A 26904-nucleotide genomic window follows, 5' to 3' on the forward strand; every position below is an offset into this window, starting at 1 on the left:
ATCCCGTCCGGCCCCGGTTTGCCCGTTTTCCGGATTAGGGTGCTGGCATGAGAGATCGGCTGCTGGCCACCACGGCGACCGCCGCGCTGCTCACCGTCGGCGCGGCCGTTCCCGCTCCGGCGGCGCCGCCCACCACCGCCCGCGCTGGGCGTGCCCTCTCGGTGGGCGCGGGGGCCGTGCCGTGCCCGCGCGCGGCGGCGCCGGCGGCTTCCCGGCCCGCGCGCCCGTCCCCACCACCGGCGTCGGCGCGGGAGCGCGCCGTCGGAGGTACGGCGCTGGCCACCGCGGGGCTGGTCGTGCCGCTCGGGACTCCTCGGCCGCCGAGGGTCACCGCCACCTCCTGGCTCGTCGCCGACCTGGACACCGGTCAGGTGCTCGGGGGTTGCGGCCCGCACGAGTACGGCCCACCGGCGAGCGTGCAGAAGCTCCTCCTCGCCGCCACGATGCTGCCCCGGCTCGACCCGAAGCAGGTCGTCACGGTCACCGAGGAGGACATGGACTTCGAGGCCGGCTCCTCCGCGGTCGGCCTGGTCGAGGGCGGGCGGTACACCGTCGAGACGGTCTGGCTCGGGCTGCTGCTGAACTCGGGCAACGACGCGGCCAACGTGCTGGCGCGCCTCGGTGGGGGCACCGAGGGCGCGGCCGGCGGGGTGCGCGAGATGAACGAGTACGCGCACCGGCTCGGCGCGCTCCAGACGCACGCGGTCACCCCCTCCGGCCTGGACGGGCGTGGGCAGTTCACCAGCGCGTACGACCTGGCGTTGATCGCCCGGGCCTGCTTCGCCGACCCGACGTTCCGGCGGTACGCGTTAACAAAGCTGGCTCGGATCCCCGCCCAGCCAGCGCAGCGCACCAAGGGCTTCCAGTTCCAGAACGAGAACCAGCTCATCTTCGACTACCCGGGCGCGTTGGGCGGCAAGACCGGCTACACCGATCTGGCCCGGCACACCTACGTGGGCGCGGCCGAGCGCGGGGGCCGTCGCCTGGTCGCCACCCTGCTCGGCGCCGAGTCCCGACCGGAGCGCGGTTGGGAGCAGGGCGCGGCGCTGCTGGACTGGGGCTTCTCGTTGCCGGCGACGACCTCGGTGGGTCGGCTGGTCGAGCCGGGACAGCTGATGGCGACGCCGGAGGCGAGCCCGACCGCCGCCACCGGCGAGCCGCGGCCGGCCGCCGCGAGTCGCCCGGTCGGCGAGGAGAGGTCGAACTCCTGGCCGGTGGGGGTGCTCGTCGCCACGGTGACCGTCGTCCTGCTGACCGGCGTGCTGTGGCGCCGCCGTGCCCGCCGCCGAGGCGGCGCCTGAGCCAGGACAGCTCCATAGCGATGCGCGCGCCCAAAGCAGTCGGTCACGCGGCTCGCCCGACTCGCCCGGGGGCGGCGACGGATCGACAACCGCCGACGGATATCCATAGACTCCGGTCGCTCCGGTACCACGAGTCCAGGAGGATGCCCGTGTCGCGTGAAGCCCGACCGCTGCCTGTTCCCGCTCCGCGTCGCGCGCGGCGCACGCTGCCACGTCTCGGCGGCGTGACGCTGCTCGCCGGTGCGCTCATCGCCGCCGGCGCCACCGCCGCGGTGGCCGCGCCCGCCACGGCGAACGGCGCCGGCGTCGTACCGGCCGCCGCCGCGCCCGGGGGTCCGCGTACCACCCCCGGCCCGTGCGGCTACACGGCGACGCCGGAGGATCCGGCGGCCCGGCCGGTTCCGCTGCCGCCCGACCCCCGCCGTACCCCGGACAAGGGCCGGGTGCGGGTCACGCTCCGCACCAACCACGGCTCGATCGGGTTGACCCTGGACCGGGCGGCGGCACCCTGCACGGTGCAGAGCTTCCTGCACCTGACCCGGCACCGCTTCTACGACCGGACCTCGTGCCACCGGCTGACCGCGTACCCGACGCTGAGCGTCCTGCAGTGCGGGGATCCGTCCGGCACCGGCTCGGGTGGGCCGGGCTACCGCTACCGGGACGAGCTGCCGACCGATCTGCCCCCGGCGCCGACCGACCCGACGGGCGAGCGGCGGCTCTACGCCCGTGGCACGCTCGCCATGGCCAACGCCGGCCCGGACACCAACGGCAGCCAGTTCTTCCTGGTGTACGCGGATTCGGCGCTGCGGCCCAACTACACGGTCTTCGGCTCGGTGGACGCGGCCGGGCTCGCCACGCTCGACCGGATCGCGGCCGGGGGAGTGGCCCCGACCGAGGAGGACCCGGCTCCGGTCGACGGCGCGCCGGCCCTGCCGGTGGAGATCTGCAAGGCCGTCCGGCACCACCGCTGACGCCCGCACCGGTGGGGAACCTCGGCACGAGAGGGTCGAGGTACCCCACCGGTGCGCGGCCCGGTATGACCAGCGCCTGAGCGGGGAGCCCGCCGTCACCGCCGGGGTTGGTCCCGGGGGTCGAGCGGGCGGCGTCGCCGGTCCGCGCCCAGCCGTGTGGCGGCTAGGGCCGGCCCGGTCGGGGGAGCCTCGGCGCCGGAGCGCAGGACGCGCGGACGACCAGCTCGGTGGGCAGCCGGACGTGCGGGTCGCGTTCGACGCCACCGATCAGGTCGATGAGCAGCCGCAGTGCCTCGGCGCCCATCCGCTGCAGGGGCTGCGCGATCGTCGTCAGCGGCGGGTTGACCAGCGCCGATTCCGGGATGTTGTCGAAACCGATGACGGACAGGTCCTCGGGCACGGTGAGGCCGACGTTCCGCGCCACATCCACTGTGGAGATCGCGGAGAGGTCGTTTCCGGCGAAGACGGCGGTCGGCCGGTCCGGGAGCGCGAGCAGTTCGGCAGCCGTGGTGGCTGCGCTCTCGATCCGGAATCCCCCGACGCGCACGAGTCTCTCGTCCACCGGCACGCCGGCGTCGGCCATGGCCCTACGGAAGCCCGCTTCGCGCAGGCGGGCCGACTCCAGGTCCGGGCGTCCACTGATGTGTCCGATGCGGCGGTGACCGAGCGACAGCAGGTAGTTGGTCGCGATCACGGCACCGGCGAAGTTGTCCGAGTCGACGGTGGGCAGGCCGGAGGGGCCGGTGTGCGGGTCGACGGCCACCACGTGGAAGCCCTGCTTGGTCTCGACCACGGTCGGCGTGACGATCACGGCCCCGTCGATGAGGGTGCCGGAGAGGCGGGCCAGCGAGCGCCGCTCCCAGCCGACGGCCGTGCCGTCGCCGTCGCCGCCGGAGTAGGCCAGCAGCTGGTAACCGGTGCCGGCGACCTCCTTGGAGGCCCCCTTGAGCAGTTCGGTCGAGAACGGCTCGAACTCGGCGACCAGGATGCCCAGGACGTTCGTGCGGTGGCTGCGCAGGCTCTGCGCGCCCAGGCTGGCCTCGTATCCGAGCTGGTGGATGACCTGCCGTACGCGTTCCACGGTCGCCTGCGCCACGCCGTACCGATTGTTGACGACCTTCGACACGGTAGCCACCGAGACGCCGGCCGTACGGGCCACGTCCGCCATTTTTACACGCTCCGGGAAGGTCACGCCGACGATGATAGAGGGCCGGCCGGGACTCTTCGGCAGGGTTCGAAAACGTTATCGACAACGGTTGACACGTGGTTACGGGGCTGTAAAACTCGCCGCACCTGAATCCCCGCCACTGCTAGTCGAGGAGACGTGTCGATGGCGATGAAGCACCGCGCGGGCGCCGGCCTGGCGCTGTTCCTTACCACCGCACTGCTCGTCGCCGGGTGTAACGGCGGCGACAGCGAAGCCCCCGCCGAGAGCGAGCTCTACAAGAACCCGGTGACCCTGACCTGGTGGCACAACGCCTCCCAGGAAGGGCCGCTGAAGACCTACTGGGAGAAGGTCGCCAAGGACTTCACCGCGCTCCACCCGACCGTCAAGGTCCAGATCGAGGCGATCGAGACCAACCAGCTCCAGCGCACCCGGCTGCCCGCCGCGCTGCTCAGCAACGACCCGCCGGACGTCTTCCAGGCGTGGGGCGGCGGTGAGATGCGCGAGCAGGTGGAGGCCGACTACCTGAAGAACCTCACCGAGCAGGCCAAGACGGAGATCGCCGACATCGGCAGCGCCGCCGAGATCTGGCAGGTCAACGGTGAGCAGTACGGGCTGCCGTACCGGATGGGCATCGAAGGTGTCTGGTACAACAAGGAGATGTTCGCGAGGGCGGGCATCGCCGCGCCTCCGACCACCTTCGACGAGCTCAACGACGCGGTCACCAAGCTCAAGGCCATCAACGTCATCCCGATCGCCCTGGGCGCCGGTGACAAGTGGCCCGCCGCGCACTGGTGGTACAACTTCGCGCTGCGCGCCTGCTCGGTCGACACCCTCAAGAAGGCCTCCACCGAACTCGTCTTCGACGACCCCTGCTTCGTCAAGGCCGGCCAGGACCTGAAGACCTTCATCGGCACCAACCCGTTCCAGCCGAACTACATCGCCACCCCCGGCCAGAACGATGCGACCAGCGCCAACGGTCTGCTGGCCAACGGCAAGGCCGCGATGGAACTCATGGGCGACTGGAACCGGGGCACCCTGGACACCGTCGCCGAGGACCGGGCGGCGCTCGGAAAGTTCCTCGGCTGGTTCCCCGTACCGGCGATCTCCGGTTCCGCCGGCGACCCGAAGGCGGCCCTCGGTGGCGGGGACGGATTCGCCTGCGCCAAGCAGGCCCCGGCCGAGTGCGTCGAGTTCATCAAGTACCTGGTGAGCCCCGAGGTGCAGAAGGGATACGCCGAGACCGGCACCGGTCTCCCCGTCAGCAAGGCCGCCGGCGCCGGCGTCACCGACCCCTCCCTGAAGGCCATCCTGGACGCCACCGCCAACGCGACCTACGTGCAGCTCTGGCTGGACACGGCCTTCGGCAGCACCGTCGGCAACGCGATGAACGACGCCGTCGTCGCGATGTTCGCCAGCAACGGCACCGCCGAGCAGGTCGTCACCGCGATGAAGGCGGCCGCGAAGAAGTGACCGCCACCAACCCGACCCTGAGCCCCGCCGGCGACGCGTCCGCGCCGCCGGCGGGCCTCCGGCCCTCCCGGCGCGCGTCCATCCGCGCCGTGCAGACCCGGCGCAAGTGGTACGAGATCGTCGGGCTCACCCTGCCCGCGGTCATCGTCTACGTGATGTTCGTGCTGGTCCCGATGGGGTTCGCGGTCTACTACAGCCTCTTCCGCTGGCGGGGCATCGGACCGCCGACCGACTTCGTCGGATTCGACAACTACGTGCTCGCCTTCCAGGACCCGATCTTCCTCGACGCGCTGCGCAACAACGCCATCATCGTGGTCGGATCGCTGCTCGTCCAAGGTCCCATCGCGCTGGCCGTGGCCCTGCTGCTCAACCGGCGGTTCCGTGGACGCGCCGTGTTCCGCCTGCTCGTCTTCGTGCCCTACGTGCTCGCCGAAGTCACCGCCGGCATCATGTGGAAGCTGCTGCTGACCGACAACGGGACGGTCGACGCGCTGCTGCGGTCGCTGGGGCTGGGCAGCCTGGTGCAGGCGTGGCTCGCCGACCTCGACGTCGTCATCTGGACGATGCTCTTCGTCCTCACCTGGAAGTACGTCGGCTTCGCCATCATCCTGCTGCTCGCCGGCCTGTCGAACGTTCCGCAGGAGCTGACCGAGGCCGCCGCGATCGACGGTGCGAGCTGGTGGCAGACCCAGCGGCACGTCATGGTCCCGCTGCTGGGGCCGACGATCCGGATCTGGATGTTCCTCTCGATGATCGGATCGCTGCAGGCCTTCGAGGTCATCTGGGTGACCTCGGTGCCGGCGGTACGGTCGCTCGGCGCCTCGGCCACCATGGCCACGTACATGGTGGACAACGGCTTCTTCGCCCGGCTCTGGGGCTACGGCAACGCGGTTGCCGTGATCCTCTTCGTCATCTCGTTCGTCGCGGCGCTGCTGTTCCAGCGTTTCCTGCTCCGCCGTGACATCGAGGGCGCCGTCACCGGAAGGGTGAACTGACAGTGACCGCTGGCCCAGTCCCGTCCCCGTCGGTGACCCGACGCCCGGTGGCGTGGAGCACCCCCCTCACCTACGCGCTGGCACTCGCGGTCGCGGCCGTGTCGATCGCCCCGGTGGTCTACGTGATCATCGGCGGCTTCCGCACCACCCCGCAGATCGTCGCGGACCCGGCGGGTTTGCCCGACCCGTGGGTCTGGGACAACTACGCCAGAGTGCTGACGCAGAGCGACTTCTGGAAGCAGGCGCTCAACAGCGCGGTGATCGCGCTGGGCACCACCATCGGTGTCGTGGTGCTCGGCGTCTGCGCGGCGTTCGTGCTCGCCCGATACACCTTCCGCGGCCGCGAGGGCCTCTACACCTTCTTCACCCTCGGCCTGCTCTTTCCCTCCGGCGCAGCGATCCTGCCGCTGTACCTGATGCTGCGCGACCTGACCCTCATCAACTCCTACTACGCGGTGATCCTCCCGCAGATCGCCTTCGCACTGCCCCTCACCATCGTCATCCTGCGCCCCTTCCTCGCCGCCGTCCCCCGCGAACTGGAAGACGCCGCCGCCATCGACGGTGCCGGCCGGCTGGGCTTCCTCTGGCGCATCCTGCTGCCGCTGTCGCGTCCCGCGCTCGTCACCGTCGGGGTCCTCGCATTCGTGGCCAGCTGGAACGCGTTCCTGCTGCCGCTGCTCGTCCTCGCCGACGCCGACCTGCACACCCTGCCGCTGGGCGTGCAGAACTTCTCGAGCCAGTACACCTCCGACACGGCCGGAATCCTCGCCTTCACCTCGCTGGCGATGCTGCCGGCACTCCTCTTCTTCACCTTCGCCGAGAAGCAGATCGTCGGCGGTCTGCAAGGCGCGGTCAAGGGCTGAACAGCAGCCCCGCGAGCCGCGGAAGACGAGACACAGATGACCGTTTACCTGTATGCCCACCGGGCGCTGCCCGGGCCGATGGGCGTCGGAGGAAAGTGACCGACAACGTGACCGTGGACATCGAACCGAGCACCGCCATCTGGAACGACCCCTCCTACGACCTGCCCACCCGCGTCGACGCCCTGATCGCCGAGATGACCCTGCCGGAGAAGGTGGCCCAGCTCTACGGCGTCTGGGTGGGCGCCTCCGCCGACGGCGGTGAGGTCGCTCCGTACCAGCACGAGATGGAGGAGCCGGTCGACCTCGACGCGCTGCTGCCGACCGGCCTCGGGCAGCTCACCCGGCCGTTCGGCACGGCCCCGGTGGACCCGGCGCTCGGCGCGCTCTCGCTGCTGCGTACCCAGCAGCGGATCGCCGGGACGAACCGGTTCGGCATTCCGGCTCTCGCGCACGAGGAGTGCCTCGCCGGCTTCGCCACCTGGGGCGCCACCGCGTACCCGGTGCCGCTCTCCTGGGGAGCGACCTTCGATCCGGCGCTGATCCGGCGGATGGCCACGGCCATCGGCGTCGACCTGCACCGGCTCGGCGTGCACCAGGGGCTCGCGCCGGTGCTCGACGTGGTCCGCGACGCCCGCTGGGGTCGGGTCGAGGAGACCGTCGGTGAGGACCCGTACCTGGTGGGGACGGTCGCCACCGCGTACATCCAGGGACTGGAGTCGGCGGGCGTGGTCGCCACCCTGAAGCACTTCGTCGGCTACTCCGCCTCCCGGGCCGGTCGCAACCACGCCCCGGTCGGCATGGGCCCGCGCGAGCGCGCCGACGTCATGCTGCCGCCGTTCGAGATGGCGGTACGCGAGAGCGGCGTCCGTTCGGTGATGCACGCCTACACCGACACCGACGGGATGCCGTCGGCCGCCGACGAGCAGCTGCTCACCGGTCTGCTCCGGGAAACCTGGGGCTTCACCGGCACGGTCGTCGCCGACTACTTCGGGATCGCGTTCCTGCACACCCTGCACGGGGTGGCCGGCAGCTGGGGTGAGGCCGCCGGCGTCGCCCTCGCCGCCGGGGTGGACGTCGAGCTGCCCACCGTCAAGACGTTCGGCGAGCCGCTGCGCGCGGCGCTCGCCGCCGGCACGGTGCCCGAAACGCTGATCGACCGGGCGCTGCGCCGGGTGCTGTTGCAGAAGGCCCAGCTCGGACTGCTGGACGCCGGCTGGAGCCCGGTGCCGCCCGCCCTGGACGGCGTCGAGCTCGACGACCCGGCGGCGGTGCGCGGCAGCGTAGACCTGGACCCGCCGGCCAACCGGGCGCTGGCCCGGCAGGTGGCCGAGGAGGCGGTCGTCCTGCTGCGCAACGCGGACGTCCTGCCGCTGGCCGCGCCGGCCCGGATCGCGGTCGTCGGCCCGCAGGCGGAGAACGCCCTCTCGGTGCTCGGCTGCTACTCGTTCCCCGTGCACGTCGGCGCCAAGCACCCGGAGGTGCCGCTCGGGATCGAACTGCCCACGCTGGTCGCGGCGCTGCGCGCCGAGTTCCCGGCAAGCGAGGTGGTGGTGGCCGCCGGCGCCGGCGTCGACGGCCCGGAGACCGACGGCTTCGCGGCGGCCGCCGAGGTGGCCCGGGGCGCGGACGTCGTGATCGCCGCGCTCGGCGACCGGGCCGGACTCTTCGGCCGGGGCACCAGCGGCGAGGGCTGCGACGCCGAGTCGCTGGCCCTGCCCGGTGTGCAGCAGCAGCTGCTCGACGCTCTGCTCGACACCGGGACACCCGTGATCGTCACCATGATCGCCGGTCGCCCGTACGCGCTGGGTCGCGCGATCGACGAGGCCGCCGCCATCGTGCAGTCCTTCTTCCCCGGCGAGGAGGGTCCGGCGGCGATCGCCGGGGTGCTCAGCGGCCGGGTCGAACCGCAGGGGCGGCTGCCGATCGGGGTGCCGCGCCGGCCGGGTGGGCAGCCCGGGACGTACCTGACCGCTCGACTCGGCCAGCTCAGCGACGTCTCCAACGTCGACCCGACCCCGGCGTACGGATTCGGCCACGGGCTCAGCTACACCCGGTTCGACTGGTCCGCGCTGACCGTCGAGCAGCGGGTGGCGCAGACCGACGGCGAGCTGCGGCTGAGCTTCACGCTGCGCAACACCGGCGAGCGGTGGGGCAGCGAGGTCGTCCAGTTGTACGCGCACGACCCGGTCGCCTCGGTGGTGCAGCCGGTGCAGCGGCTGATCGGCTACCAACGGGTGCGGCTCGACCCCGGCGCGGCCTGCCGCATCGAGCTGACCGTGCCGGCCGACCTCTTCTCCTTCACCGGGAAGGACGGGCGGCGGATCGTCGAGCCGGGCGAGCTGGAGCTGCGGCTGGCCGCGTCGAGCACCGACGCGCGCCTGGTCGCCCCGGTCGAGCTGCGCGGCCCGGTCCGGTACGTCGACCACACCCGGCGGCTGCACCCCGAGTTCACGGCCACCCCGGTCGAGGGCTGACCTGGCGTGTACACCGACCTGCCCGAGGAGCAGCTGCGCGGCTACCGCAGCGGCGTACGGGACCCGGAGGACTTCGACGGGTTCTGGGCCGCCACCCTCGCCGAGGCCCGGTCGGCCGACCTCGCCCTGCGGGTCGAGCCGGTGCCGACCGGGCTGGCCGGCATCGACGTGTACGACGTGACCTTTCCCGGCTTCGCCGGCCAGCCCGTCCGCGCCTGGTTGCGGGTGCCCGGCGACGCCGGGACGCCCCTGCCGACCGTCGTGCAGTACGCCGGCTACGGCGGCGGGCGGGGCCACCCGCTGGAGAACCTGCTCTGGGCGGCGGCCGGGTACGCGCACCTGCAGATGGACACCCGAGGGCAGGGCGCCGGGTGGAGCCGGGGCGCGACCCCCGACCCCGCCGAGGCGGGACCGGAGGCCCCCGGGGTGATGACCCGGGGCATCGCCGAGCCGGGCACGTACTACTACCGGCGTCTGATCACCGACGCGGTCCGGGCGGTGGACGCGGCCCGGACCCTGCCGGCGGTCGACCCGGAGCGGATCGCGGTGCTCGGGCACAGCCAGGGCGGTGCGCTGGCGCTCGCGGCCGGCGCGCTCGTGCCCGACCTGCGGGCGGTCGTCGCCGGGGTGCCGTTCCTCTGCGACATCCCCCGCGCCATCGTGGTCACCGACGCCCGACCGTACCGGGAGGTGCGCGACTACCTGGCCGTCCACCGCGACGCCGAGGAGCGGGTGCTGACGACCCTGGCGTACGTCGACGGGGTGAACTTCGCCCGCCGCTGCCGCCTCCCGGCGCGGTACTCGGTGGCGCTGATGGACGAGATCGTGCCGCCGTCGACGGTCTTCGCCGCCGTCAACGCGCACGCCGGGCCGACCGAGCTGTCACTGTGGCGCTACAACGGTCACGAGGCGGGCGGGATCGAGGACGACGCGGCGGCGCTGCGGTTCCTCGGCACGCACCTGGCGGCTGACGCCGACCCGGCACCGGAGGCCGGCGGCGACTGATAGACAGGACGGATGGGCAGGTCGGCTGCGGGGCGGGTCGGGGCGGCGACGGCTCGGCTCACCGCCGCGCTGCTCCTGGTCGGGATGCTGCCCGCCGGCTGCTCGCGGCCGGAGCCGCGGCCCGCGCCGACACCCCCGGTTCCGCAGCCGTCGCCGAGCGGCCCGCCCTCCCCGTCCAGCACCGGCCGGCCGCGGCTGCCCGGTTTCGTGGTGCTCGGCGACGTCGATCCACGCATCCGCACCGACATCCGGTACGCCACCGCGCACAACTTCGTCGGACGGCCGATCACCGGCTACCAGGAGCCGCTGTGCCTGCTCACCCGGCAGGCGGCGGAGGCCCTGCGCCGGGTGCAGGACGCCGCCCTGACCGGTGGGCACAGCCTCAAGGTGTACGACTGCTACCGGCCGGTGCCGGCCGTGGACGACTTCGTGGCGTGGTCCAAGCGGCCCGGCGAGCAGCAGACGAAGGCCGAGTTCTACCCGCACGTCGAGAAGTCGAAGCTCTTCGCGCAGGGATACATCGGCGCGCCGACCGCACACAGCCGGGGCAGCACGATGGACCTGACTCTGGTCCCCGCGACGGCCGCCAGCGAGCCGCCGTTCGCGCCCGGCCGGCCGTTGGTCTCCTGCACCGCGCCGCGCGCCCAGCGTTTCCCGGACGCCAGCATCGACATGGGCACCGGCTTCGACTGCTTCGACCCGTCGGCGCACACGGCCGCCCCGGGTGTCAGCGGCCCGGCCCGGGAGAACCGCAGGCTGCTCGAACGGTTGATGACCGACGCCGGGTTCGTCAACTACCCCGGCGAGTGGTGGCACTACCGGTACGAGGACGAGCCCTACCCGGACACCTTCTTCGACGCCCCGGTGGCCCGCTCGTCGGTCGGGTGACCGGCCCGTCTGCGGATCCGGCATGATCCCTTCCTGGCGCGCGGCGCCGGCGGCGCCCACGCCTCGCCGTCGCCGGCCGGGAGAGGGGACGACAGTGACCACGGAGCGGATCGGGCCGCCGTTGACCGGCGGGGAGCGGGAGACGCTGCGGGCGTACCTCGACTACCACCGGGCGACGCTGGCCATGAAGTGCGACGGGCTCAGCGACGAGGAGCTGCGCCGGCAGTCGTCGCCACCGTCGACGCTCTCCCTGCTCGGGCTGGTCCGGCACATGGCCGAGGTCGAGCGGACCTGGTTCCGGAAGGTGATCAACGCCGAGGAGATCCCGCTGGTCTGGTCGGAGAGCGGCGACTACCAGGTCGCGTACGACGCCAGTTCGTCGAGCCGGGCGGAGGCGTTCGGCGCCTGGCAGCGGGAGGTCGAGCACTCCCGGCGGATCGAGCGGGCCGCGGAGTCGCTGGACGTCACCGCCCACAACGTCCGCTGGGGTGAGGACGTGTCGCTGCGGCTGGTGATGCTGCACCTCATCCACGAGTACGCGCGCCACAACGGGCACGCCGACCTGCTGCGTGAGGCGGTCGACGGCACCGTCGGCGCCTGACGTCGACGCGGATCAGGACCACGCCGCGACGGTGGTCGGTAATACCGATTGCGGCCCGCGCACGGTCCGCATACCGTCGTTCCCGCAAGGTCAACCGAGCGATTCACCAGGGAGTACGCCGTGTCGCAACGCACCAACACCCGAGCCGTGCGGCCCGTGCCGCAGGGCGGTGCGTGGCTGACCACAGGCGAGGAATCCCTGGGTCGGGGCCGGTTCGTGGGGGGCCGGTATCGGGGTAGGCGGCGGCGCGACTGACGCGCCCGCGCACACACGCAGCCGCCCACCCCGCCGGGGTCCGGGCGGTTTTTTCGTCCGTGGCCCCGGCACCGGGCGGGTCGGGGGGTCACCCGTCCGGCACGGGCCGTTGGAGCAGCGGAAGCTCACCCGGTTCTCACCCGGGAGGTCACGGGTTCGAATCCCGTACGGCCTACGTTCCGGCGCGCGGCGCCGGACGGTAACGCGGTTGTAGCGCAGCCTGGCAGCGCGTCACCTCGCCATGGTGAAGGTCGCCGGTTCGAATCCGGCCAGCCGCTCCGAGACGATCGAGAACGAGACGAGGAGACGACGATGGGTTTCCACACGCTGGCCGGCACCCGAGCCCCGGTACGGGTCTGGACCGACCCGTACGGCATCGAGCCGCAGGCGGCGAAGCAGCTGCGCAACATCGGGGCGCTGCCCTGGGTGGAGGGCGTCGCGGTGATGCCGGACGTCCACTTCGGCAAGGGCGCCACGATCGGTTCGGTGATCGCGATGCGGCAGGCCGTCTCGCCGGCGGCGGTCGGTGTGGACATCGGCTGCGGGATGTCGGCCGTGCGTACCTCGCTCACCGCGGACGACCTGCCGGACGACCTCGCGGGTCTGCGTTCGGCGATCGAGGCGGCGATTCCGGTCGGCTTCGCGCAGCGGGAGAAGGCCGTCGATCCGCGCCGGGTACGCGGCCTGGAGCAGCACGGCTGGGACGAGTTCTGGCGGCGCTTCGCGGACCTCGACCGCCGGGTGGCGCAGCTGGAGGTACGCGCGCAGCGGCAGCTCGGCACGCTCGGCGGCGGTAACCACTTCATCGAGGTCTGCCTCGAGCAGGGCGGTGCCGACGAGGGGCGGGTGTGGCTGATGCTGCACTCCGGGTCCCGCAACATCGGCAAGGAGCTGGCGGAGCGGCACATCGGGGTCGCGCGCGGGCTGCCGCACAACGCCGACCTGCCCGACCGGGACCTCGCGGTCTTCCTCGCCGGCACGCCGGAGATGCAGGCTTACCGCCGGGACCTGTGGTGGGCGCAGGAGTACGCGCGGCGCAACCGGGCCGTGATGCTGGCGGTCTTCTGCAACGTGGTGCGGGACCGGTTCCCGCAGGTGCGCTACGACGAGCCGATCTCCTGCCACCACAACTACGTGGCGGAGGAGAGCTACGGCGGGGTGGACGTGCTGGTGACCCGCAAGGGCGCGATCCGGGCCGGCCAGGGAGACCTGGGCATCATTCCGGGCTCGATGGGCACCGGGTCGTACATCGTGCGGGGCAAGGGCAACCCGGACGCGTACTGCTCGGCGTCGCACGGGGCGGGGCGGCGGATGTCGCGGGCGCAGGCGAAGCGCACCTTCGGCACCGACGACCTCGCGGCGCAGACGGCGGGCGTGGAGTGCCGCAAGGACGCCGGGGTGGTGGACGAGATCCCCGGCGCGTACAAGGACATCACCGAGGTGATGGCCCGGCAGGAGGACCTGGTCGAGGTGGTCGCGCACCTCAAGCAGGTGGTCTGCGTGAAGGGTTGAGGCGGGTGGCGGCCGTTGGGCCGCCACCCGCTCCGGCGTCAGTCGTGGCTGGGGTCGTCCCGGCGGGCGAGGCTCCAGTAGCCGACGCTCGGCTGCATCCCGAACGCCCGGTTCGCGCGCAGGATCGCCTCGTTGCCGTCGTCGTTGTGCGTGCTCACCGCGGTCGCGCCCCGCCGGTGGGTCTCCAGGAGGGCGGCGGCCTTCAGGGCGATCGCCACTCCCCGGCCGCGGTGATCGACCACCACGCCGGTGTAGACCGTGTACCAGTCGCCGCCGTCGGACTGGGGTGTGACGATGGTCAGCCCGCACGGCGGGCCACCGGGTTCGTCACGGGGTTCGGCCAGCAGCACGACCGCGTCGTCGGTGAAGAGCCGGTGGGCCTGCGAGACGTCGACGTCCTGATCCTCGGCGCCGGGTACCGGCAGGCCGGGCAGGCTGCGGGTGATGCAGTCGAGGACCACCGCCTCCTCGGCCCGGAAGTCGGCGACGCGGACGCGTACTCCCGCGGTCTCCGCGCTGCGCGCGGCGCGCTCCGCCAGCTCGTCGGCGCGCCCGGCCAGGTCGAACCGCCAGCCGACGCTGTGGTGGGTGACGGTCAGGCCGTACCGTGCGGCGAATTCCCGGCCGCGCTCCAGGTCGTCCCGGAGCGTGCTGGTCACCAGGTGCCGCGGCCCCAGGTTGCCCCGCGCCCAGGCGGCCAGCTCGTCCGCGAGCGCGGTGCCGATCCCGCGTCCGCGCTCGTGCGGGGCGACGGCCACCAGCGCGGCCACGGTGCCCGGCCAGGCCGGCTCGGCGATGATCTTTCCGGCGCCGACGATCACGCCGGAGCGCTCGGCGACGAGGGCGTGGTGGATCTCGTCGGGCTCCGTGCTGGCCAGCCGCTCCAGCAGCCGGTGCCGCTTGTCGTCGCCCGCACTGAGGACCAGCAGGTCGGCGGCGGCGGTGAGATCGTCCTGGCGCATCACGCGGATCGTGGCCGCCACCTGCGCGTTCGGTGCTGTCACGTGGTCGGAAGCTACCCGACCTTCCCGCCGGCCGAGCAATGATCTTTGCCACGGTGCCGGGGCCGCCGGTGCCGCGGACCGGGATGTTCAGGGGTGGAACGCGTTGAGCACCATCTCGCCGTAGCGACGCCACAGCGCGGGATCCCACTGGTCGAGCGCGATGAGTTGCCGGACCGTTCCGCAGAGGACGACCCGTACGTCGAGTTGGTCGGCGTCCGCGCGGATGCGCCCCGACGGGATGGCCGCCTCGACGAGCCGGCCGACCAGGTCCAGCAGGTGGCTCGCCGGGGAGAGCCGCGCCTCGAAGAAGACGGTGGCGAGCACCCGATCGTGGGCGAGGCGCTCGAAGAGCTCGGGTACGTAGTCGCGCAGCCCCTGGTAGGCGTCGGTGCTGTCCAGAGCGGTGAGCGTGAGTCGCTCCAGAGCTTGGAGCTGCTCCCGGGCGAGCGCGAGGATCAGATCGTCCTTGCTCGGGTAGCTGCGGTACACGGTGGCCCGGCCGACTCCGGCCCGCTCCGCGACCTGCGGCACCGTGACCTGTAGCCCGTGTTCGCCGAAGAGTTCCCGGGCAGCCGCGATGATCTTCTCGTGGTTGCGGCGCGCGTCGAGGCGCCGATGGGAGGGCTCCGCCCCGGTCGGGCTCGGGCTGCTGCCGGGCGAGGTCATGAGGCTCAGTGTGCCTCAGCGGTGGTGCACGGCCGTGGGCGAACTCAGCTGTCCGAGTCGTCGGCCAGCACCGTGTCGTCGGAGTACACCTTGGTGAGCTCGACGTCGAGCACGGTGCAGACCCGGCCGAAGGCCCAGTAGTAGCCGATCACCTGGAGCACCTCGACGATCTCGCGTTCGTTGAGGAACTGTCGTACCTCGTCGAAGAGGTCGTCGGGTATGCGTGGGTGCCGCACCACCTCGGCCGTGAACCGGATCAGCGCCCGGTCGTACGGCGAGAGTTCGGCGCTCTCGACCTCCCGGGCGGCGATGATCTCCCGTACCCGCTCCGGCACCCCGGCTGCCGCCGCCATCGGCTGATGCTGGGCCGCCTCGAACTCGCAGTCGGTCTGCTCGGCCACGGTCAGGATCACCAGCTCGCGCGAGCGGTCCGAGAGTTCCAGCTGGCTGAAGAGCGTCCGCGCGAACTGGATGAACGGCTTCACCGTGCCGGTCGAGTGGCTCAGCATCTTGACCAGCGGGTCCGGGGGGAGGGCGGAGAGGAATTCGCGCACCTCGTCGGGGATGTTCTTCGGGTCGGGATCGCTGAGGCGGGGCATGTCGTCTCCGATCTGGTCAGGCGGTCGGGGTGGTCTCGTCCGGCGCGAGGTCGAATCCCGTCTCGCTGAGGTGTCGGAACCGGCCGTCCTCGGCGTAGGAGCCGAAGACGGAGATCTCCCGCCGGATGGTGGAGCCGTCCGCCATCGTGATCTCGTAGACGTGCCGCTCGGCGTAGGCGGAGCCGTCCCGGAACTCGTCGAGCACGGTCACCGTGCCGCTGACGACCCGCTCGCGCATCCCGGCGACCATCTGGGCGAACCCGGCGCGATCGAGCGTCCTGCCGTCGCTGCGGTGGGTGTAGTCGGGCGCGTAGTACGCATCCAGGGCTTCGTCCAGTGCGCGCGTCGGCGCCAGGGCGAGCTCGTTGAGGGCGTCACTGAGGTGCACCTGGGTGGGCACTCGAAGCTCCTTCCGTCGGGCGACTCGACGTACCGGACCAGGGGGTCCGGTTGCTGGTCCCCGACGGTACCGGACTCCCGGGTCCGCTTACCACCGCGTACCGGGTGATCGCCGTCATGCAAATGGCTCCACGCCGAGAGACGTGGAGCCACTTGGGTCAGGCGCTCGCTCGGCGTTCCCGCTCCCGGCGCCGGTAGTCGATGCTTCGGGCGACGTGGGACTCAGTGCAGCCGGGTCTTCCAGTCCTCCGGTACCCGGCCACGCGGACCGGGCGCCGGCTGGTCGAGCGGGTGCGACTGCGGCTCGGCCAGCTCCGGCCCGTCGGTGAGGAACTGATTCTCGGAGTAGTCCCAGAACCACGACTCACCGGGCTCGAAGCTCCGGATGACCGGGTGGCCGGTCGCGGCGGCGTGCGCGGTCGCGTGCTGGCTCGGCGACGAGTCGCAGCAGCCGATGTGACCGCAGGCCGCGCAGCGACGCAGGTGGAACCACCATCCCCCGGAGGAGTCGCACTCCAGGCAGCCGGTGCCGCTCGGCGGTACGGCAGGGTCGACCGGCGCGGTCGCGTCCGCCGACTCGGCACCCGGCTCGAACTGGTCACTCACAGCGACTTCCCTCCCCGTCCACGGCTCCGGTCGTCGGTCGCTGCTGAACCGCACGTCTTCACCGGACCGCCCGGCCTCGAAGTCTGGCACTCGGGGACGTCGGCCTCCAGCCCGCCCCCTCGCGGTGTGTCCTGGTCGACGGGGGTCCGAGCCGGCCCTGATCGACTCGGCCGGGAGGGTGGAGTGATCCGGGCGGTCGGACCCTTCCGGGTCGGGTCGCCGCGCTCAGAAGCTCGACTTCGGCGCCTTGGCGCCCTGCTTGACGCGGGTCGGGCCGGCCGCCGAGGGCCGGACGTCGACGTCGAAGATCTCCGTGGGGAGGTAGACCGTCGCGCAGGAGTTCGGGATGTCCACCACCCCGGAGAAGCGGCCCTCGATGGGTGCCGCCCCCAGGATCAGGTACGCCTGCTCCGGGCTGTAGCCGAACTTCGTGAGGTAGTCGATCGCATGCAGGCAGGCGCGCTGGAACGCCAGCTGTGAGTCGAGGTAACGCTGTTCACCGTCGAGGGTCACCGAGATCCCGGAGAAGGCGAGCCACTGGCTGTACTGCGGGTTGTTGTTGCCGGGCAGGAAGATCGCGTTCTCCGACACCCCGTACGTCTTCATCCCGTCCTTGATCAGGTCGACGTGCAGGTCGACGAAGCCGCCCATCTCGATCGCGCCGCAGAACGTGATCTCCCCGTCTCCCTGGGAGAAGTGCAGGTCCCCCACGGAGAGGTTGGCGCCGGGCACGTAGACCGGATAGAAGATCCGGGACCCCTTGGTGAGGTTCTTGATGTCCTGGTTCCCGCCGTTCTCCCGCGGCGGCGCGGTCCGCGCCGCCACCGCGGCCGCCCGTTCGTAGTCGTTGCCGGTCAGCGAACCGAGGACCGCGTCCTGCGGCAACGGTGGCAGCGCCAGCGGCGGCACCCGGTCCGGGTCGGTCTCGGCCAGCGCCTGCTCACGCCGGTTCCACCTGCCCAGGAGGTCGGCGGAGGGCGCCGTGCCCATCAGACCCGGGTGGACCATGCCGGTGAAGGAGACCCCCGGGATGTGCCGCGAGGTGGCCCGCTGCCCGCTGAAGTCCCAGATCGCTTTGTACGCGTCGGGGAACTGGTCGGTGAGGAACCCGCCGCCGTTCTGCTTGGCGAAGATGCCCGTGTACCCCCAGCCCTGCCCGGCGAGCGGGCCGGAGTCCTCCTGCGGGATGGGCCCGACGTCGAGGATGTCGACCATCAGCAGGTCGCCGGGCTTGGCGCCCTGCACGGCGAACGGGCCGCTGAGGGCGTGCACGATGGAGAGCGGCGCATCACGGACGTCGTCCGCGGAGTCGTCGTTGTGGATCTCTCCGTCGAACCACTCCCGGCAGTGCACCCGGAACGTCGAGCCCGGCTTGACGGTGGCCACGGGCGGGATGTCGGGGTGCCACCTGTTGTGTCCGATCTTCTCCTGCTCCGTGAACCTCTTCGTCGAGTCCAAGGAAAAGATGACCTCGGGCATCTGCCGCTTCCCTTCGTCACACCGTCCGCCGCGGTGGTGATCTTCGGTCTGGATCGGCGGGCTCCCGTGGCTACGGGGCCGCCGGCTCTGTCACAACCGGGGCAACCGAGCGTGAGCCGGGTGGGCCGGCATGGCCGCCGCGGGCCGCCTCGCCGGGATTCGCGACACGACCTCGGGCGTCTCCGCGCTCCGCGCCGCCCCGTCGAGGGCCGCGCCGAGCGCACGGGGCGTTCGGGCCAGCCGCGGGGCGGACCAGACCCGGGTGGCCCGCGCGTGGCAGCCGGGGCAGTCGACCGCTGCTCCGGCTTCGCCGAGGGGGAGGCGCACCTCGAAGTCACCGTCACGCGGACACCGGTACTCGTAGGTCGCCACGTGATCTCCTCGCCCGCCACCGCCGTTCGTACCTCCGGCGCGGAACCTGGGCACCGCGCCGGCCAGGTCAAGAATCGGACGCATCCGACCATGCCGCAGGCCAACCTGCGAGGTCGGACGCGATTGGGTGACGGCGGCCCCGTAGTTTCCGGGTCGATCACCGCTCGCTGCCGAGGGGAGGACGCGCGAAGCGGGTCAACCCAGGTGGGCCGGGCCGCCGGTGGGGACGTCCTGCCGGCGTACCCGGATCAGGAACAGGGTGGTGAGGCCGGCGAGCAGGATCAGCCCGGTGGCCCAGGCGAACGCCACCGAGTAGCCGTGCAGCAGCGCCCGGACCTGGGTGATCGGGTCGGGCGTACGGGTGGCCAGGTAGCCGGTGACGGCGCTGGTGTACAGCGTGTTGAGCAGGGCGGTGCCGAGCGACCCGCCGATCTGCTGGGTGGCGTTGAGCGTGGCGCTGGCCGCGCCCGCGTCGTGCTCGGGCACCCCGTACAGGGCGAGGCTGGACAGGGGCACGAATGTGAAGCCGAGCCCGAGGCCGAGGACGATCTGGGCGGGCAGGAGGAGGGCGACGAAGGAGGTGTCGACGTCGACCTGGGTGAGCGCCACCATGCCCGCCGCCGCGAGGACCGCGCCGCCGAGCATGAGTGGCTTGGCCCCGATGCGCGGCAGCAGCTGGCTGGCGCTGCCCGCGGCGATCAGCACGCCGGCGGTGACCGGAAGCGAGGCGAGGCCGGCCTCCAGCGGCGTGTAACGGAGCACCGTCTGCAGGTAGATGGTCAGGAACAGGAACGCTCCGAAGAGGCCGGCGCCGATCAGCGCGGAGGCCAGGTACGCCCCGCCGCGGTTGCGGTCCAGCAGGATCCGCATCGGCAGCAGCGGATTCCTGGTACGCAGCTCGATCAGCACGAACGCGGCGAGCAACGCCACGCCGACCAGGATGAAGGTGAGCGTGGCGGCGGCGGTCCAGCCGTCCTCGGCGGCGCGGGTGAAGCCGTACACCAGGCTCACCAGACCGGCGGTGACGACCAGCGCGCCCGGTACGTCGTAGCGGGTGTCGCCGTGTGCCCGGCTCTCCGGCACCAGCGGTAGCGCGGCGATCAGCGCCACGGCGGCGACCGGGATGTTGACCAGCAGGCACCAGCGCCAGCTGGCGTACTCGGTGAGCACGCCGCCGAGCAGGAGGCCGACGGCCGAGCCGCCACCGGCGATCGCGCCGTAGACGGCGAACGCCTTGGCGCGTTCCCGGGTCTCGGTGAACAGAACGGTGAGCAGCGCCAGCGAGGCCGGTGCGAGCAGCGCGCCGAAGGCGCCCTGCAGGGCGCGGGCGCCGAAGAGCATCGCCCCGTCACCGGCGAGGCCGCCGACGGCAGAGGCGAGCGCGAACCCCACCGTGCCGACGATGAAGGCGCGCTTGCGGCCCCAGTAGTCGGCGATCCGGCCGCCGAGCAGCAGCAGGCCACCGAAGGCCAGCGTGTACGCGGTCACCACCCACTGCCGGTTGGCGTCGGTGATGCCCAGATCGGCCTGGGCGTGGGGGAGCGCGATGTTCACGATGGTGGCGTCCAGCACCACCATCAACTGGGCGATGGCGATGACCGCCAGCGCGGCCCAGCGCTGCGGGTGCCCGCCGGTCTCCGCCCCGGCGCCGGACGCGCCAGGGCTCATCGAGGTCGTTCCGGGCATGGCGAAGCCTTCCGTGCGGACTCGGTACCGGCTCTGCGCGTCGGGATGGTCGTGCTTCGGGCGACCGGCGGCGGTCGACATCAGGTCCTCGACGGGCTGGCGTCCGGCTGCCGGCTCCGCCTTCCCCACCCTCCGCGAAACACGTTCGCGTCCGACGCTAGTCGGCGGAATCCGGGCCGCGCAGCGGCTTGGGAGATCCGTCCCCGGTCGGGTCGTGCCGGGGTCAGCGTCCGGGTACGAGCGTCACTGGTACGCGGACGACGTTCACCCGGCTGCCGTCGTCGGCGGAGATCTCGTACACCTCGACCGTGCCGCTCTGCTCCCGGGGAACCCGCCAGGCCACCACCGCCCGGTAGTCGCCACGGCAGCCGGTGCCGCAGCTGGCCGTGGTGAAGGTGGTGGCGATCTCCCGGCCGCCCGCGTCGAGGACGCGCAGGCTCACGGTCGCCTCGTACACGTCGGCGCTCCCGGCGACGGTCAACGGGCTGGTGACCCGTTGACCCACGGCCGGCCCGGTCACCACGATGGGCGGGAGCAGGTCGGCGTAGTCGGCCCGGCCGACCGGACCGTCCGAGTCGGCGCTCGCCGGGTCGAAGCGCACCCGCCGCACCGTGGGGAACTGGGTGAGGGTCCAGACCACCTGGGCCCGGCGTAGCCGCTCGGTCGTCGGGTCGCCGCCCGCCGTGGCGAGGCGGACGGTCGCGACGCCGTCGGCGATCCCGAGCGGCTCGGCGCCGCCGCCCAGGAGCGTGGTCATCCCGGTGGCCACCTCGGCGCGGGTCGGCCCGACCGCCAGTTCGGTGAGCGCCAGCCGGGAGGTCGCCGGGGTGCCGGGACGGGTGCGCCGGGTCGGGGCCAGCCGCCCGTCCCGTACGAACCAGAGCTCGAGGGTGATCGTGGCGGCCGAGGTCGGGGCGGCGGCCGGTGGCGTACCCGGTCGTGTCGGTCCGGCCGTGGTCGGCGCCGGGGTGGGACGGGGCGTCGCGACGGCGGGGCCGGTGGGGGTGGGTGTGGCGGCCGGCGGCGGTACGGCGGTCGGGGCCGGGCCGAGCGAGCCGGAGCGCGGCGGTGCGCAGGCAGGCAGCAGCAGGCCGGCCAGGAGCAGACCGGCCAGCGTGCGGCGGCCGGGCGAGCGGAGGCGGCCGGCCCTCATGGCGCGTCCTCGCGAACCCTCGTGCCGGCCTGCTCCGGCTCGGCAACGGGGCCGGCCGCGGGCAGGGCGAGCCGGAAGCGGGTGCCGAGGCCCGGCTCGCTGCGGACGGTCAGGCGCCCGCCGAGCAGCCGGGCGTTCTCCAGCGCGATCGCCAGCCCGAGGCCGCTGCCGGCACCCGCGCGGGCCGGGTCGACCTTGTAGAAGCGGTCGAAGAGGCGTGACAGATGTGCCGCGGGGATGCCCGGTCCCCGGTCCGTGACGTCGAAGAGCACCTCCGCCCCGTCCCGCTCGACGGTGGCCCGGATCTCGCCGCCGCCGTGCTCGACCGCGTTGCCCACCAGGTTGGCGAGGATCCGCTCGAGCCGGCGCGGGTCGGTGCGGAGTGCGACGGCGCTGCCGGCGACCGTCACCCGGTCGGGCCAGCCCCGCGCCGCGACGAGGGCGTGCAGCAGGGCGAGCGGATCGACGGTGCCCATCGCCAGCGGTTCCTGGCCGGCGTCCAGCCGGGAGATCTCCATCAGCTCCTCGACCAGGCGGCGCAGCCGGATCACGTCGGCCACCAGCAGCTCGGCGGGGCGGCGCGCGCCGCCGGTGAGCTGGTCGGTGTGCTCGCGCAGCAGCGAGGCCGCGGCGACCAGGGCGGTCACCGGGGTACGCAGCTCGTGCGCGACGTCGGCGGTGAATCGCCGCTCCCGGGCCTGCGCCCGGGAGAGCGCCTCGATCTTCGCCTCGAGCGCCTCGGCCATGCTGTTGAAGGACGTCGCCCAGGCGCTGAACTCGTCGCGTCCGTGCACGGGCAGACGGGTGGCGAGCAGGCCCTCGGCGACGGCGCGCGCGGCCCGGCTCGCTCGGCCGACCGGTTCCAGGGTGCGCCGGGCCAGCGTGTGCCCGATCCCGGCGGCGGTGAGCACGACCAGCGCCCAGCCGACCAGTAGCGCGTTGCGGAGCTGGTCGAGGTCGCGGTGCAGGCCCTCCTCGGTGGTGACCACGTACAGCTCGTCGGTGGAGCCGGGGATCCGGCCGCCGACCACGAGCAGCCGCGGCCGGACGGGTGGGGTCGAGCGCTCGTACCCCAGCTCTCCGGCGGCGACGGTGGTCCGCAGCGTCGGTCCGAGCACCGGTGCGTACGCCGGGTTGGAGGCCTGGACGTCCGTGCCGCCGGTCAGCAGCACGTGCCGGCCGCTCCCCTCGAAGCTGCGCAGCAGCTCGGCCCGGCGCTGCTCGGTCAACGGCTGGAACTGCCCGGCGAGGACGAGTTGGTAGCGGACGTCGGCCGCGGCCTGCTGCACGGACGCGTCCAGCCGGGACTGGCGCAGCAGCAGGTAGGAGCCGCCGGCGAGGGATCCGGCGGAGACTCCGGCCACGACGACGAACGCGACGGTCAGCCGGCGTCTGAGCCGGCCCGGGCGTACGTGATCCGCTGCCATCGCGCGGTCACCCCGTCGACATCTTGTAGCCGGCGCCGCGTACGGTGCGGACCAGCCGGGGGTGGGCGGGGTCGTCCTCGATCTTCGCGCGCAGCCGCTGAACGGCCACGTCGACGAGGCGGGAGTCACCGAGGTAGCTGTGGTTCCACACCCGGTCGAGCAGCAGCTCGCGGGTGAAGACCTGACCGGGGCGGCGGGCCAGCTCCAGCAGGAGACGGAACTCCGTCGCGGTCAGCGGCAGTTCCCGTCCGGCCTTGCGGACGACGAAGCCGGCCGGGTCGATCTCCAGCCCGCCGATGGTGAGGACGGTCCGCTCGGCCGGGGAGGTGGCCCGGCGGAGCACCGACCGGACGCGCGCCACCAGCTCGGGCAGGTCGAACGGTTTGCGGAGGTAGTCGTCGGCGCCGCACTCCAGGCCGACGACCACGTCGATGGTGTCGGTGCGCGCGGTGAGCATGAGGATCGGCACGGCGCTGGTGCGGCGGACCTCCCGGCAGACCTCGAGTCCGTCGAGGCCGGGGAGCATGACGTCGAGCACGATCAGGTCGACGGGCTGCGCCCGCCAGGCGGTGAGCGCTTCGCGGCCGTCGACGGCGGTGGTGACCCGGAATCCGGCCCGGCGGAGTCCGAGGGCGGTGACCTCCCGGATGGAGGCATCGTCCTCGACCACCAGCAGGCGGCCCTCCATCATCCGAGCCTAGCGCCGCCGCTCGCCTCGTCGACCTGCCCCGACGGACGATGTGGAGGGCCCGGCCGGGCTCGGGCCCTCCACCGTGCGGACGGTTCACGACTGCCACTGGTGGGCGACGTCGAGCACGATCCGGCTGTGCGTGCCGGGGCCGTCCAGGACGAAGACCCGGAACGGCAGCCGGGCCCGCACCCCGACCGCGAACGTGGTGTAGCCCTCGAAGCTGCCCCCGAAGACCACGTCGCGCAGCGTCCGGTGGCGCAGCACGATCGCCGCGTGCTCGCCGACCCGGTACGGGACGGTGGCGAGGTGCTCGTCGTCGTACGCGGGCGCCTGGAGGGAGACCCGCAGCAGCGCGTCGCCGGCGGTGTACGGCGACAGGGCGAGCCCTTCACCCTCGGTCCACGTCTCGCCGTAGCCGACCGTGTAGCCGGTCACCGGGCCGGCGAACTCGAACACCACCCGGTCGAAGCAGTCGTGGCGGCCGGTGCGTACCTCGATCAGTGGGTCCGTGCTGAGCGTGCCGGCCGCCTTCGGGCCGCTGCCCCAGGTGATCCCGCAGTACGGTGCGGTGGTCTTCGCCGCTCGGCTCGTCGTCGTGGCGGCGGTGCCGGTGCTCCCGCCCGCCATCAGCGCGGCGGTCAGGACGGCCAGTACCACCAGTGTGTTCCTGATCCTCATCGTCGTCTCCCCTCACTGCCTCCTCGGCCGGCGGTCACCGGCTCCGTCGCCGGTGTTCCCGCCTCGACGTCGACGGTCGGCCGGCGATGCCACGGCAGCTTCGCCGCGTGGTAACAGCCGAGTTACAGCGCGCCGGAGGTGAGCCCGCAGGCCGCGCCCGTTATGACGGATCCGTTATGACGGGCATCGCCGTACGTCGATCTAACATTTACGTACATCGATGGATGGCGGCGCTGCCGCCGGGAACCAGGGGAGTGCGTGATGTTCCGACGACAGCTGCTACGCGCGGCGGTGTCCGCGCTGGTGGGCGTCCTCGCGGTGGCCGGGGTGCAGCTCGCCACCGGTGCGGGGGCCTCCGCCGTACGCACCGTCTACTACGACGCCAGCCGGACCGGTGAGTTTCGGACCAACTTCGACCAGGCCGCGCAGATCTGGAACAGCCGGGTCAGCACCGTCCGGCTGCTGCCGGGGACCCCGGCCACCATCACCGTCTACGTCGACGACGGCTGGCCCCGGGCCCAGGTGACCGGTCTCGGCTCGGGCCGGATCTGGATGGGCCGCACCGCCGTCAACCAGGGTTACCACCGCACCCGCATCGCCACCCACGAGTTCGGGCACATCCTCGGCCTGCCCGACCGCCGCACCGGGCTCTGCTCGGACCTGATGTCGGGCAGCAGCGCCCCCGTGTCGTGCACCAACGCCGTCCCCAACTCGGCCGAGTCGAGCCGGGTCAACCAGCTCTTCGCCGGCGGCCGGTCCGCGCCGGCCGGGACGACGTACACCTGGGACGGGGCGGGCGACGTCGCGCCGCTGGTGGTCGGCGGGCGGCCGGCCAGCGAGAACTACTCCTTCCTGGTCCACCTCTCCGGCTGCACCGGCTCACTGATCAAGGCCGACTGGGCGGTCACCGCGAAGCACTGCCCGACCCCGTCCTCCGTACGGGTGGGCAGCACCAACCGCACCAGTGGCGGCACGGTCGTCGGCGTGAGCAGAGCGGTCAACCACCCGAGCATCGACGTCAAGCTGCTGCAGCTGTCCGGCTCGGTGGGTCACGCTCCCGCCCCGATCCCCACCAGCTCCGGCGCGGTCGGTACGGCCACCCGGATCATCGGCTGGGGTCAGACCTGCCCGACCCGGGGCTGCGGTTCCGCGCCGAGCATCGCGTACGAGCTGGACACCTCGATCGTGTCCGACAGTCGCTGCCTCGGCATCAACGGGCCGTACGAGATCTGCACCAACAACACCAACGGCAACTCCGGCGCGTGCTACGGCGACTCGGGCGGCCCGCAGGTGCGCCGGGTCAACGGAGTGTGGAGCCTGATCGGCGCCACCAGTCGGGCCGGTAACAACAATCCGACCTGCGCCACGGGTCCGTCCGTCTACGGCGACCTGACGGCGATCCGGAGCTGGATCAACACCCAGGTCGGTGGCCTGCCGTCCTGACCGGACAGTACAAACCGGATGATGGGGGGCGTCGCCACGACGTCCCCCGCATCCGCGCGGAGAGTGGTCGACGGAGGGTCGCCGTACGGGGGAATCCCGGGCGTCCGCAGTGTGCGGTAGCGTGCCTCCCATATCGAACCCTCCCGAGGTGAACCCATGCGTGTGGTGGCCGCGCTCGCCCTGACTCTCGCGATGGCGCCCGCGCCGCAGCCGTCGACGTCCCCATCGGTGCCCAGCGGCCTGCTGGGCGGTCTGGTGGCTGGGCTGGGAGACCTGGTGGACGGCCTGCTGGGCGCGGGCGACGACCCGACCGCCCCGCCGACCACCTCGCCGACCACCCCGCCCTCCGATCCGCCGTCGGTGGCCCCGACGACGCCGGGCCCGTCCGTCACGTCGGTTCCCGTGCCCGGTCCGATCGTCCCCTCGGTGGCGGTGCCGAGTGACGCCCGTCCGAACGGCCTGCCGGGCCGCGTGGTGCGCCCCGGTGGCGACGGTGGGCCCGACGTCGTGGTGACCGTCGTGCCGCAGCCCGCGGGTGCGCCCGAGGTGGCACCGTCCACCTCGGAGAGTCTCGCGGTGCCGACCGTCGTCCGGACCGACCCGGTGCTGCGCTGGGCCGCGCTGCTCTTCTCCATCGGTGTCCTGGCGCTGCCGGTGGTCCTGCTCGTGCGGCGGCGCCCGGCGCCTGCCGACGTGGCACCGGCCCCGGTGCCGGCCCGCGGCGGCCCCGTGCCGCCCGGGCCGGACGAGGGCACCGAGAACGTGACCAGGCTTCCCACGAACCTGAATGCGATCTACGAGCTGGGCCGCCTCGACGAGCGGCTCGCCCAGGAGCGCGAGCGCCGCTCCTGAGCCGCGCGTCCGGGGCTGATCGAGGCGGTTCCCGCGGGAGCGCTCCGGACTGAACGGTCCGGCTCGACCTCGGCGTGCCCGGAACGATGAGCCACCTGCGGCGCGGTCGCGTGCGCCGGGGCGAGCCGCGTGGTCTCCCGTCGCTCGATCGTCCAGCTCATCCGTAATTGCGGCGAAATGTCGGTCCCCTGGTCCTTTGGCGCTTCCCGGTCGGATCGACGTCGGCGCTGGTCACGGCGGTTGGAAACGTTTTCGTAACGAGCCCTTGACCTCTCGGCAAAGCCGGGGGCAGACTCCCCGGAAACGTTTACAGCGATCGGGCGGAGGTACGGTACGTGGGTCGTAA

General features: G+C 72.6%; 25 protein-coding genes and 2 tRNA genes. 14 read left to right on the forward strand and 13 right to left on the reverse strand.

Annotated elements, in window-relative coordinates; all coding sequences use genetic code 11:
• Positions 1 to 47 precede the first annotated feature (47 nt).
• Positions 48 to 1301 (forward strand): D-alanyl-D-alanine carboxypeptidase family protein, encoded by a 1254-nt coding sequence (locus D7147_RS25005; protein ID WP_120681834.1) that lies wholly within the window; start codon positions 48 to 50, stop codon positions 1299 to 1301.
• Between the two features lie 149 nt (positions 1302 to 1450).
• Positions 1451 to 2272 carry a peptidylprolyl isomerase gene (locus D7147_RS25010; protein ID WP_407663387.1) on the forward strand — a complete coding sequence of 274 codons (822 nt, stop codon included), beginning with the start codon at positions 1451 to 1453 and terminating at the stop codon, positions 2270 to 2272.
• Between the two features lie 163 nt (positions 2273 to 2435).
• Here D7147_RS25010 and D7147_RS25015 read toward each other — a convergent pair whose 3' ends face one another.
• The gene (locus D7147_RS25015) at positions 2436 to 3464 is read right to left on the reverse strand and encodes a LacI family DNA-binding transcriptional regulator (RefSeq protein ID WP_120681838.1); all 1029 of its coding nucleotides are present in this window, start codon (positions 3462 to 3464) and stop codon (positions 2436 to 2438) included.
• Positions 3465 to 3602: 138 nt separating this feature from the next.
• On the opposite strand from D7147_RS25015, the gene D7147_RS25020 reads away from it, so the two are divergent.
• The 10 genes from D7147_RS25020 to D7147_RS25065 all read left to right on the forward strand — a co-directional run bounded on the left by D7147_RS25020 (position 3603) and on the right by D7147_RS25065 (position 13503).
• On the forward strand, positions 3603 to 4910 hold the full coding sequence (locus D7147_RS25020; protein ID WP_120682008.1) for an extracellular solute-binding protein: 1308 nt from the start codon (positions 3603 to 3605) through the stop codon (positions 4908 to 4910).
• On the forward strand, positions 4907 to 5905 hold the full coding sequence (locus tag D7147_RS25025; protein WP_120681840.1) for a carbohydrate ABC transporter permease: 999 nt from the start codon (positions 4907 to 4909) through the stop codon (positions 5903 to 5905). The genes D7147_RS25020 and D7147_RS25025 overlap by 4 nt, the downstream gene beginning before the upstream one ends.
• A gap of 2 nt (positions 5906 to 5907) precedes the next feature.
• A complete protein-coding gene (locus tag D7147_RS25030) occupies positions 5908 to 6768 on the forward strand; it encodes a carbohydrate ABC transporter permease (RefSeq protein WP_199734260.1) in 861 nt (286 codons plus the stop codon).
• A gap of 95 nt (positions 6769 to 6863) precedes the next feature.
• Positions 6864 to 9242 (forward strand): beta-xylosidase/alpha-l-arabinosidase, encoded by a 2379-nt coding sequence (locus tag D7147_RS25035; protein ID WP_233563410.1) that lies wholly within the window; start codon positions 6864 to 6866, stop codon positions 9240 to 9242.
• A gap of 6 nt (positions 9243 to 9248) precedes the next feature.
• On the forward strand, positions 9249 to 10247 hold the full coding sequence (locus D7147_RS25040) for an acetylxylan esterase (protein ID WP_120681844.1): 999 nt from the start codon (positions 9249 to 9251) through the stop codon (positions 10245 to 10247).
• A 12-nt stretch (positions 10248 to 10259) separates the two neighbouring features.
• Positions 10260 to 11135, forward strand: a complete 876-nt coding sequence (locus tag D7147_RS25045; RefSeq protein ID WP_120681846.1) for a M15 family metallopeptidase — start codon at positions 10260 to 10262, stop codon at positions 11133 to 11135.
• A gap of 94 nt (positions 11136 to 11229) precedes the next feature.
• A complete protein-coding gene (locus D7147_RS25050; RefSeq protein ID WP_120681848.1) occupies positions 11230 to 11736 on the forward strand; it encodes a DinB family protein in 507 nt (168 codons plus the stop codon).
• Positions 11737 to 12094: 358 nt separating this feature from the next.
• Positions 12095 to 12166: transfer RNA gene (locus tag D7147_RS25055), tRNA-Glu, on the forward strand.
• A 29-nt stretch (positions 12167 to 12195) separates the two neighbouring features.
• A tRNA-Gly gene (locus D7147_RS25060) sits at positions 12196 to 12269 on the forward strand.
• Between the two features lie 34 nt (positions 12270 to 12303).
• Positions 12304 to 13503 carry an RtcB family protein gene (locus tag D7147_RS25065; protein WP_120681850.1) on the forward strand — a complete coding sequence of 400 codons (1200 nt, stop codon included), beginning with the start codon at positions 12304 to 12306 and terminating at the stop codon, positions 13501 to 13503.
• Between the two features lie 38 nt (positions 13504 to 13541).
• Here the strand turns inward: D7147_RS25065 and D7147_RS25070 are convergent, their stop codons facing one another.
• The 12 genes from D7147_RS25070 to D7147_RS25125 form a co-directional block, all read right to left on the reverse strand.
• Positions 13542 to 14507, reverse strand: a complete 966-nt coding sequence (locus D7147_RS25070; RefSeq protein ID WP_147437444.1) for a GNAT family N-acetyltransferase — start codon at positions 14505 to 14507, stop codon at positions 13542 to 13544.
• A gap of 87 nt (positions 14508 to 14594) precedes the next feature.
• A complete protein-coding gene (locus tag D7147_RS25075) occupies positions 14595 to 15173 on the reverse strand; it encodes a TetR/AcrR family transcriptional regulator (RefSeq protein WP_120681854.1) in 579 nt (192 codons plus the stop codon).
• Positions 15174 to 15217: 44 nt separating this feature from the next.
• Positions 15218 to 15772 carry a carboxymuconolactone decarboxylase family protein gene (locus tag D7147_RS25080; protein ID WP_120681856.1) on the reverse strand — a complete coding sequence of 185 codons (555 nt, stop codon included), beginning with the start codon at positions 15770 to 15772 and terminating at the stop codon, positions 15218 to 15220.
• Between the two features lie 16 nt (positions 15773 to 15788).
• Entirely contained in the window at positions 15789 to 16172 is a 384-nt protein-coding gene (locus tag D7147_RS25085; protein ID WP_199734261.1) for a nuclear transport factor 2 family protein, read from the reverse strand.
• A gap of 221 nt (positions 16173 to 16393) precedes the next feature.
• Positions 16394 to 16777 carry a UBP-type zinc finger domain-containing protein gene (locus tag D7147_RS33590; RefSeq protein ID WP_120681858.1) on the reverse strand — a complete coding sequence of 128 codons (384 nt, stop codon included), beginning with the start codon at positions 16775 to 16777 and terminating at the stop codon, positions 16394 to 16396.
• A gap of 225 nt (positions 16778 to 17002) precedes the next feature.
• Positions 17003 to 18256, reverse strand: a complete 1254-nt coding sequence (gene fmdA / locus D7147_RS25095) for a formamidase (protein WP_120681860.1) — start codon at positions 18254 to 18256, stop codon at positions 17003 to 17005.
• A gap of 90 nt (positions 18257 to 18346) precedes the next feature.
• Positions 18347 to 18628 carry an FmdB family zinc ribbon protein gene (locus D7147_RS25100; protein WP_120681862.1) on the reverse strand — a complete coding sequence of 94 codons (282 nt, stop codon included), beginning with the start codon at positions 18626 to 18628 and terminating at the stop codon, positions 18347 to 18349.
• A 195-nt stretch (positions 18629 to 18823) separates the two neighbouring features.
• Positions 18824 to 20314 carry a DHA2 family efflux MFS transporter permease subunit gene (locus tag D7147_RS25105; protein WP_120682014.1) on the reverse strand — a complete coding sequence of 497 codons (1491 nt, stop codon included), beginning with the start codon at positions 20312 to 20314 and terminating at the stop codon, positions 18824 to 18826.
• Between the two features lie 223 nt (positions 20315 to 20537).
• On the reverse strand, positions 20538 to 21467 hold the full coding sequence (locus D7147_RS25110) for a Gmad2 immunoglobulin-like domain-containing protein (protein WP_120681863.1): 930 nt from the start codon (positions 21465 to 21467) through the stop codon (positions 20538 to 20540).
• Entirely contained in the window at positions 21464 to 22894 is a 1431-nt protein-coding gene (locus tag D7147_RS25115) for a sensor histidine kinase (protein ID WP_120681865.1), read from the reverse strand. The genes D7147_RS25110 and D7147_RS25115 overlap by 4 nt, the downstream gene beginning before the upstream one ends.
• Before the next feature lie 7 nt (positions 22895 to 22901).
• On the reverse strand, positions 22902 to 23582 hold the full coding sequence (locus D7147_RS25120; RefSeq protein ID WP_120682016.1) for a response regulator transcription factor: 681 nt from the start codon (positions 23580 to 23582) through the stop codon (positions 22902 to 22904).
• Positions 23583 to 23678: 96 nt separating this feature from the next.
• On the reverse strand, positions 23679 to 24263 hold the full coding sequence (locus D7147_RS25125) for an AMIN-like domain-containing (lipo)protein (RefSeq protein WP_120681867.1): 585 nt from the start codon (positions 24261 to 24263) through the stop codon (positions 23679 to 23681).
• A gap of 261 nt (positions 24264 to 24524) precedes the next feature.
• Here D7147_RS25125 and D7147_RS33435 point away from each other — a divergent pair, with 261 nt between their 5' ends.
• On the forward strand, positions 24525 to 25706 hold the full coding sequence (locus D7147_RS33435; protein WP_120681869.1) for a snapalysin family zinc-dependent metalloprotease: 1182 nt from the start codon (positions 24525 to 24527) through the stop codon (positions 25704 to 25706).
• 156 nt (positions 25707 to 25862) lie between these two features.
• Positions 25863 to 26558 (forward strand): hypothetical protein, encoded by a 696-nt coding sequence (locus D7147_RS25135; RefSeq protein ID WP_120681871.1) that lies wholly within the window; start codon positions 25863 to 25865, stop codon positions 26556 to 26558.
• Positions 26559 to 26904: the final 346 nt, after the last annotated feature.

Origin of the sequence: Micromonospora musae (assembly GCF_003626545.1) — a bacterium.
GTDB classification, from domain to species: domain Bacteria; phylum Actinomycetota; class Actinomycetes; order Mycobacteriales; family Micromonosporaceae; genus Micromonospora; species Micromonospora musae.

Bases quoted from the DNA above. Each gene is read 5' to 3' on its own strand.
- D7147_RS25115 (WP_120681865.1), bottom strand. From the start codon at position 22,894: ATGGCAGCGGATCACGTACGCCCGGGCCGGCTCAGACGCCGGCTGACC.
- D7147_RS25005 (WP_120681834.1), top strand. From the start codon at position 48: ATGAGAGATCGGCTGCTGGCCACCACGGCGACCGCCGCGCTGCTCACC.
- fmdA (WP_120681860.1), bottom strand. From the start codon at position 18,256: ATGCCCGAGGTCATCTTTTCCTTGGACTCGACGAAGAGGTTCACGGAG.
- D7147_RS25105 (WP_120682014.1), bottom strand. From the start codon at position 20,314: ATGCCCGGAACGACCTCGATGAGCCCTGGCGCGTCCGGCGCCGGGGCG.
- D7147_RS25120 (WP_120682016.1), bottom strand. From the start codon at position 23,582: ATGGAGGGCCGCCTGCTGGTGGTCGAGGACGATGCCTCCATCCGGGAG.
- D7147_RS25110 (WP_120681863.1), bottom strand. From the start codon at position 21,467: ATGAGGGCCGGCCGCCTCCGCTCGCCCGGCCGCCGCACGCTGGCCGGT.
- D7147_RS25135 (WP_120681871.1), top strand. From the start codon at position 25,863: ATGCGTGTGGTGGCCGCGCTCGCCCTGACTCTCGCGATGGCGCCCGCG.
- D7147_RS25045 (WP_120681846.1), top strand. From the start codon at position 10,260: ATGGGCAGGTCGGCTGCGGGGCGGGTCGGGGCGGCGACGGCTCGGCTC.
- D7147_RS25020 (WP_120682008.1), top strand. From the start codon at position 3,603: ATGGCGATGAAGCACCGCGCGGGCGCCGGCCTGGCGCTGTTCCTTACC.
- D7147_RS33435 (WP_120681869.1), top strand. From the start codon at position 24,525: ATGTTCCGACGACAGCTGCTACGCGCGGCGGTGTCCGCGCTGGTGGGC.
- D7147_RS25125 (WP_120681867.1), bottom strand. From the start codon at position 24,263: ATGAGGATCAGGAACACACTGGTGGTACTGGCCGTCCTGACCGCCGCG.
- D7147_RS25080 (WP_120681856.1), bottom strand. From the start codon at position 15,772: ATGCCCCGCCTCAGCGATCCCGACCCGAAGAACATCCCCGACGAGGTG.
- D7147_RS25065 (WP_120681850.1), top strand. From the start codon at position 12,304: ATGGGTTTCCACACGCTGGCCGGCACCCGAGCCCCGGTACGGGTCTGG.
- D7147_RS25075 (WP_120681854.1), bottom strand. From the start codon at position 15,173: ATGACCTCGCCCGGCAGCAGCCCGAGCCCGACCGGGGCGGAGCCCTCC.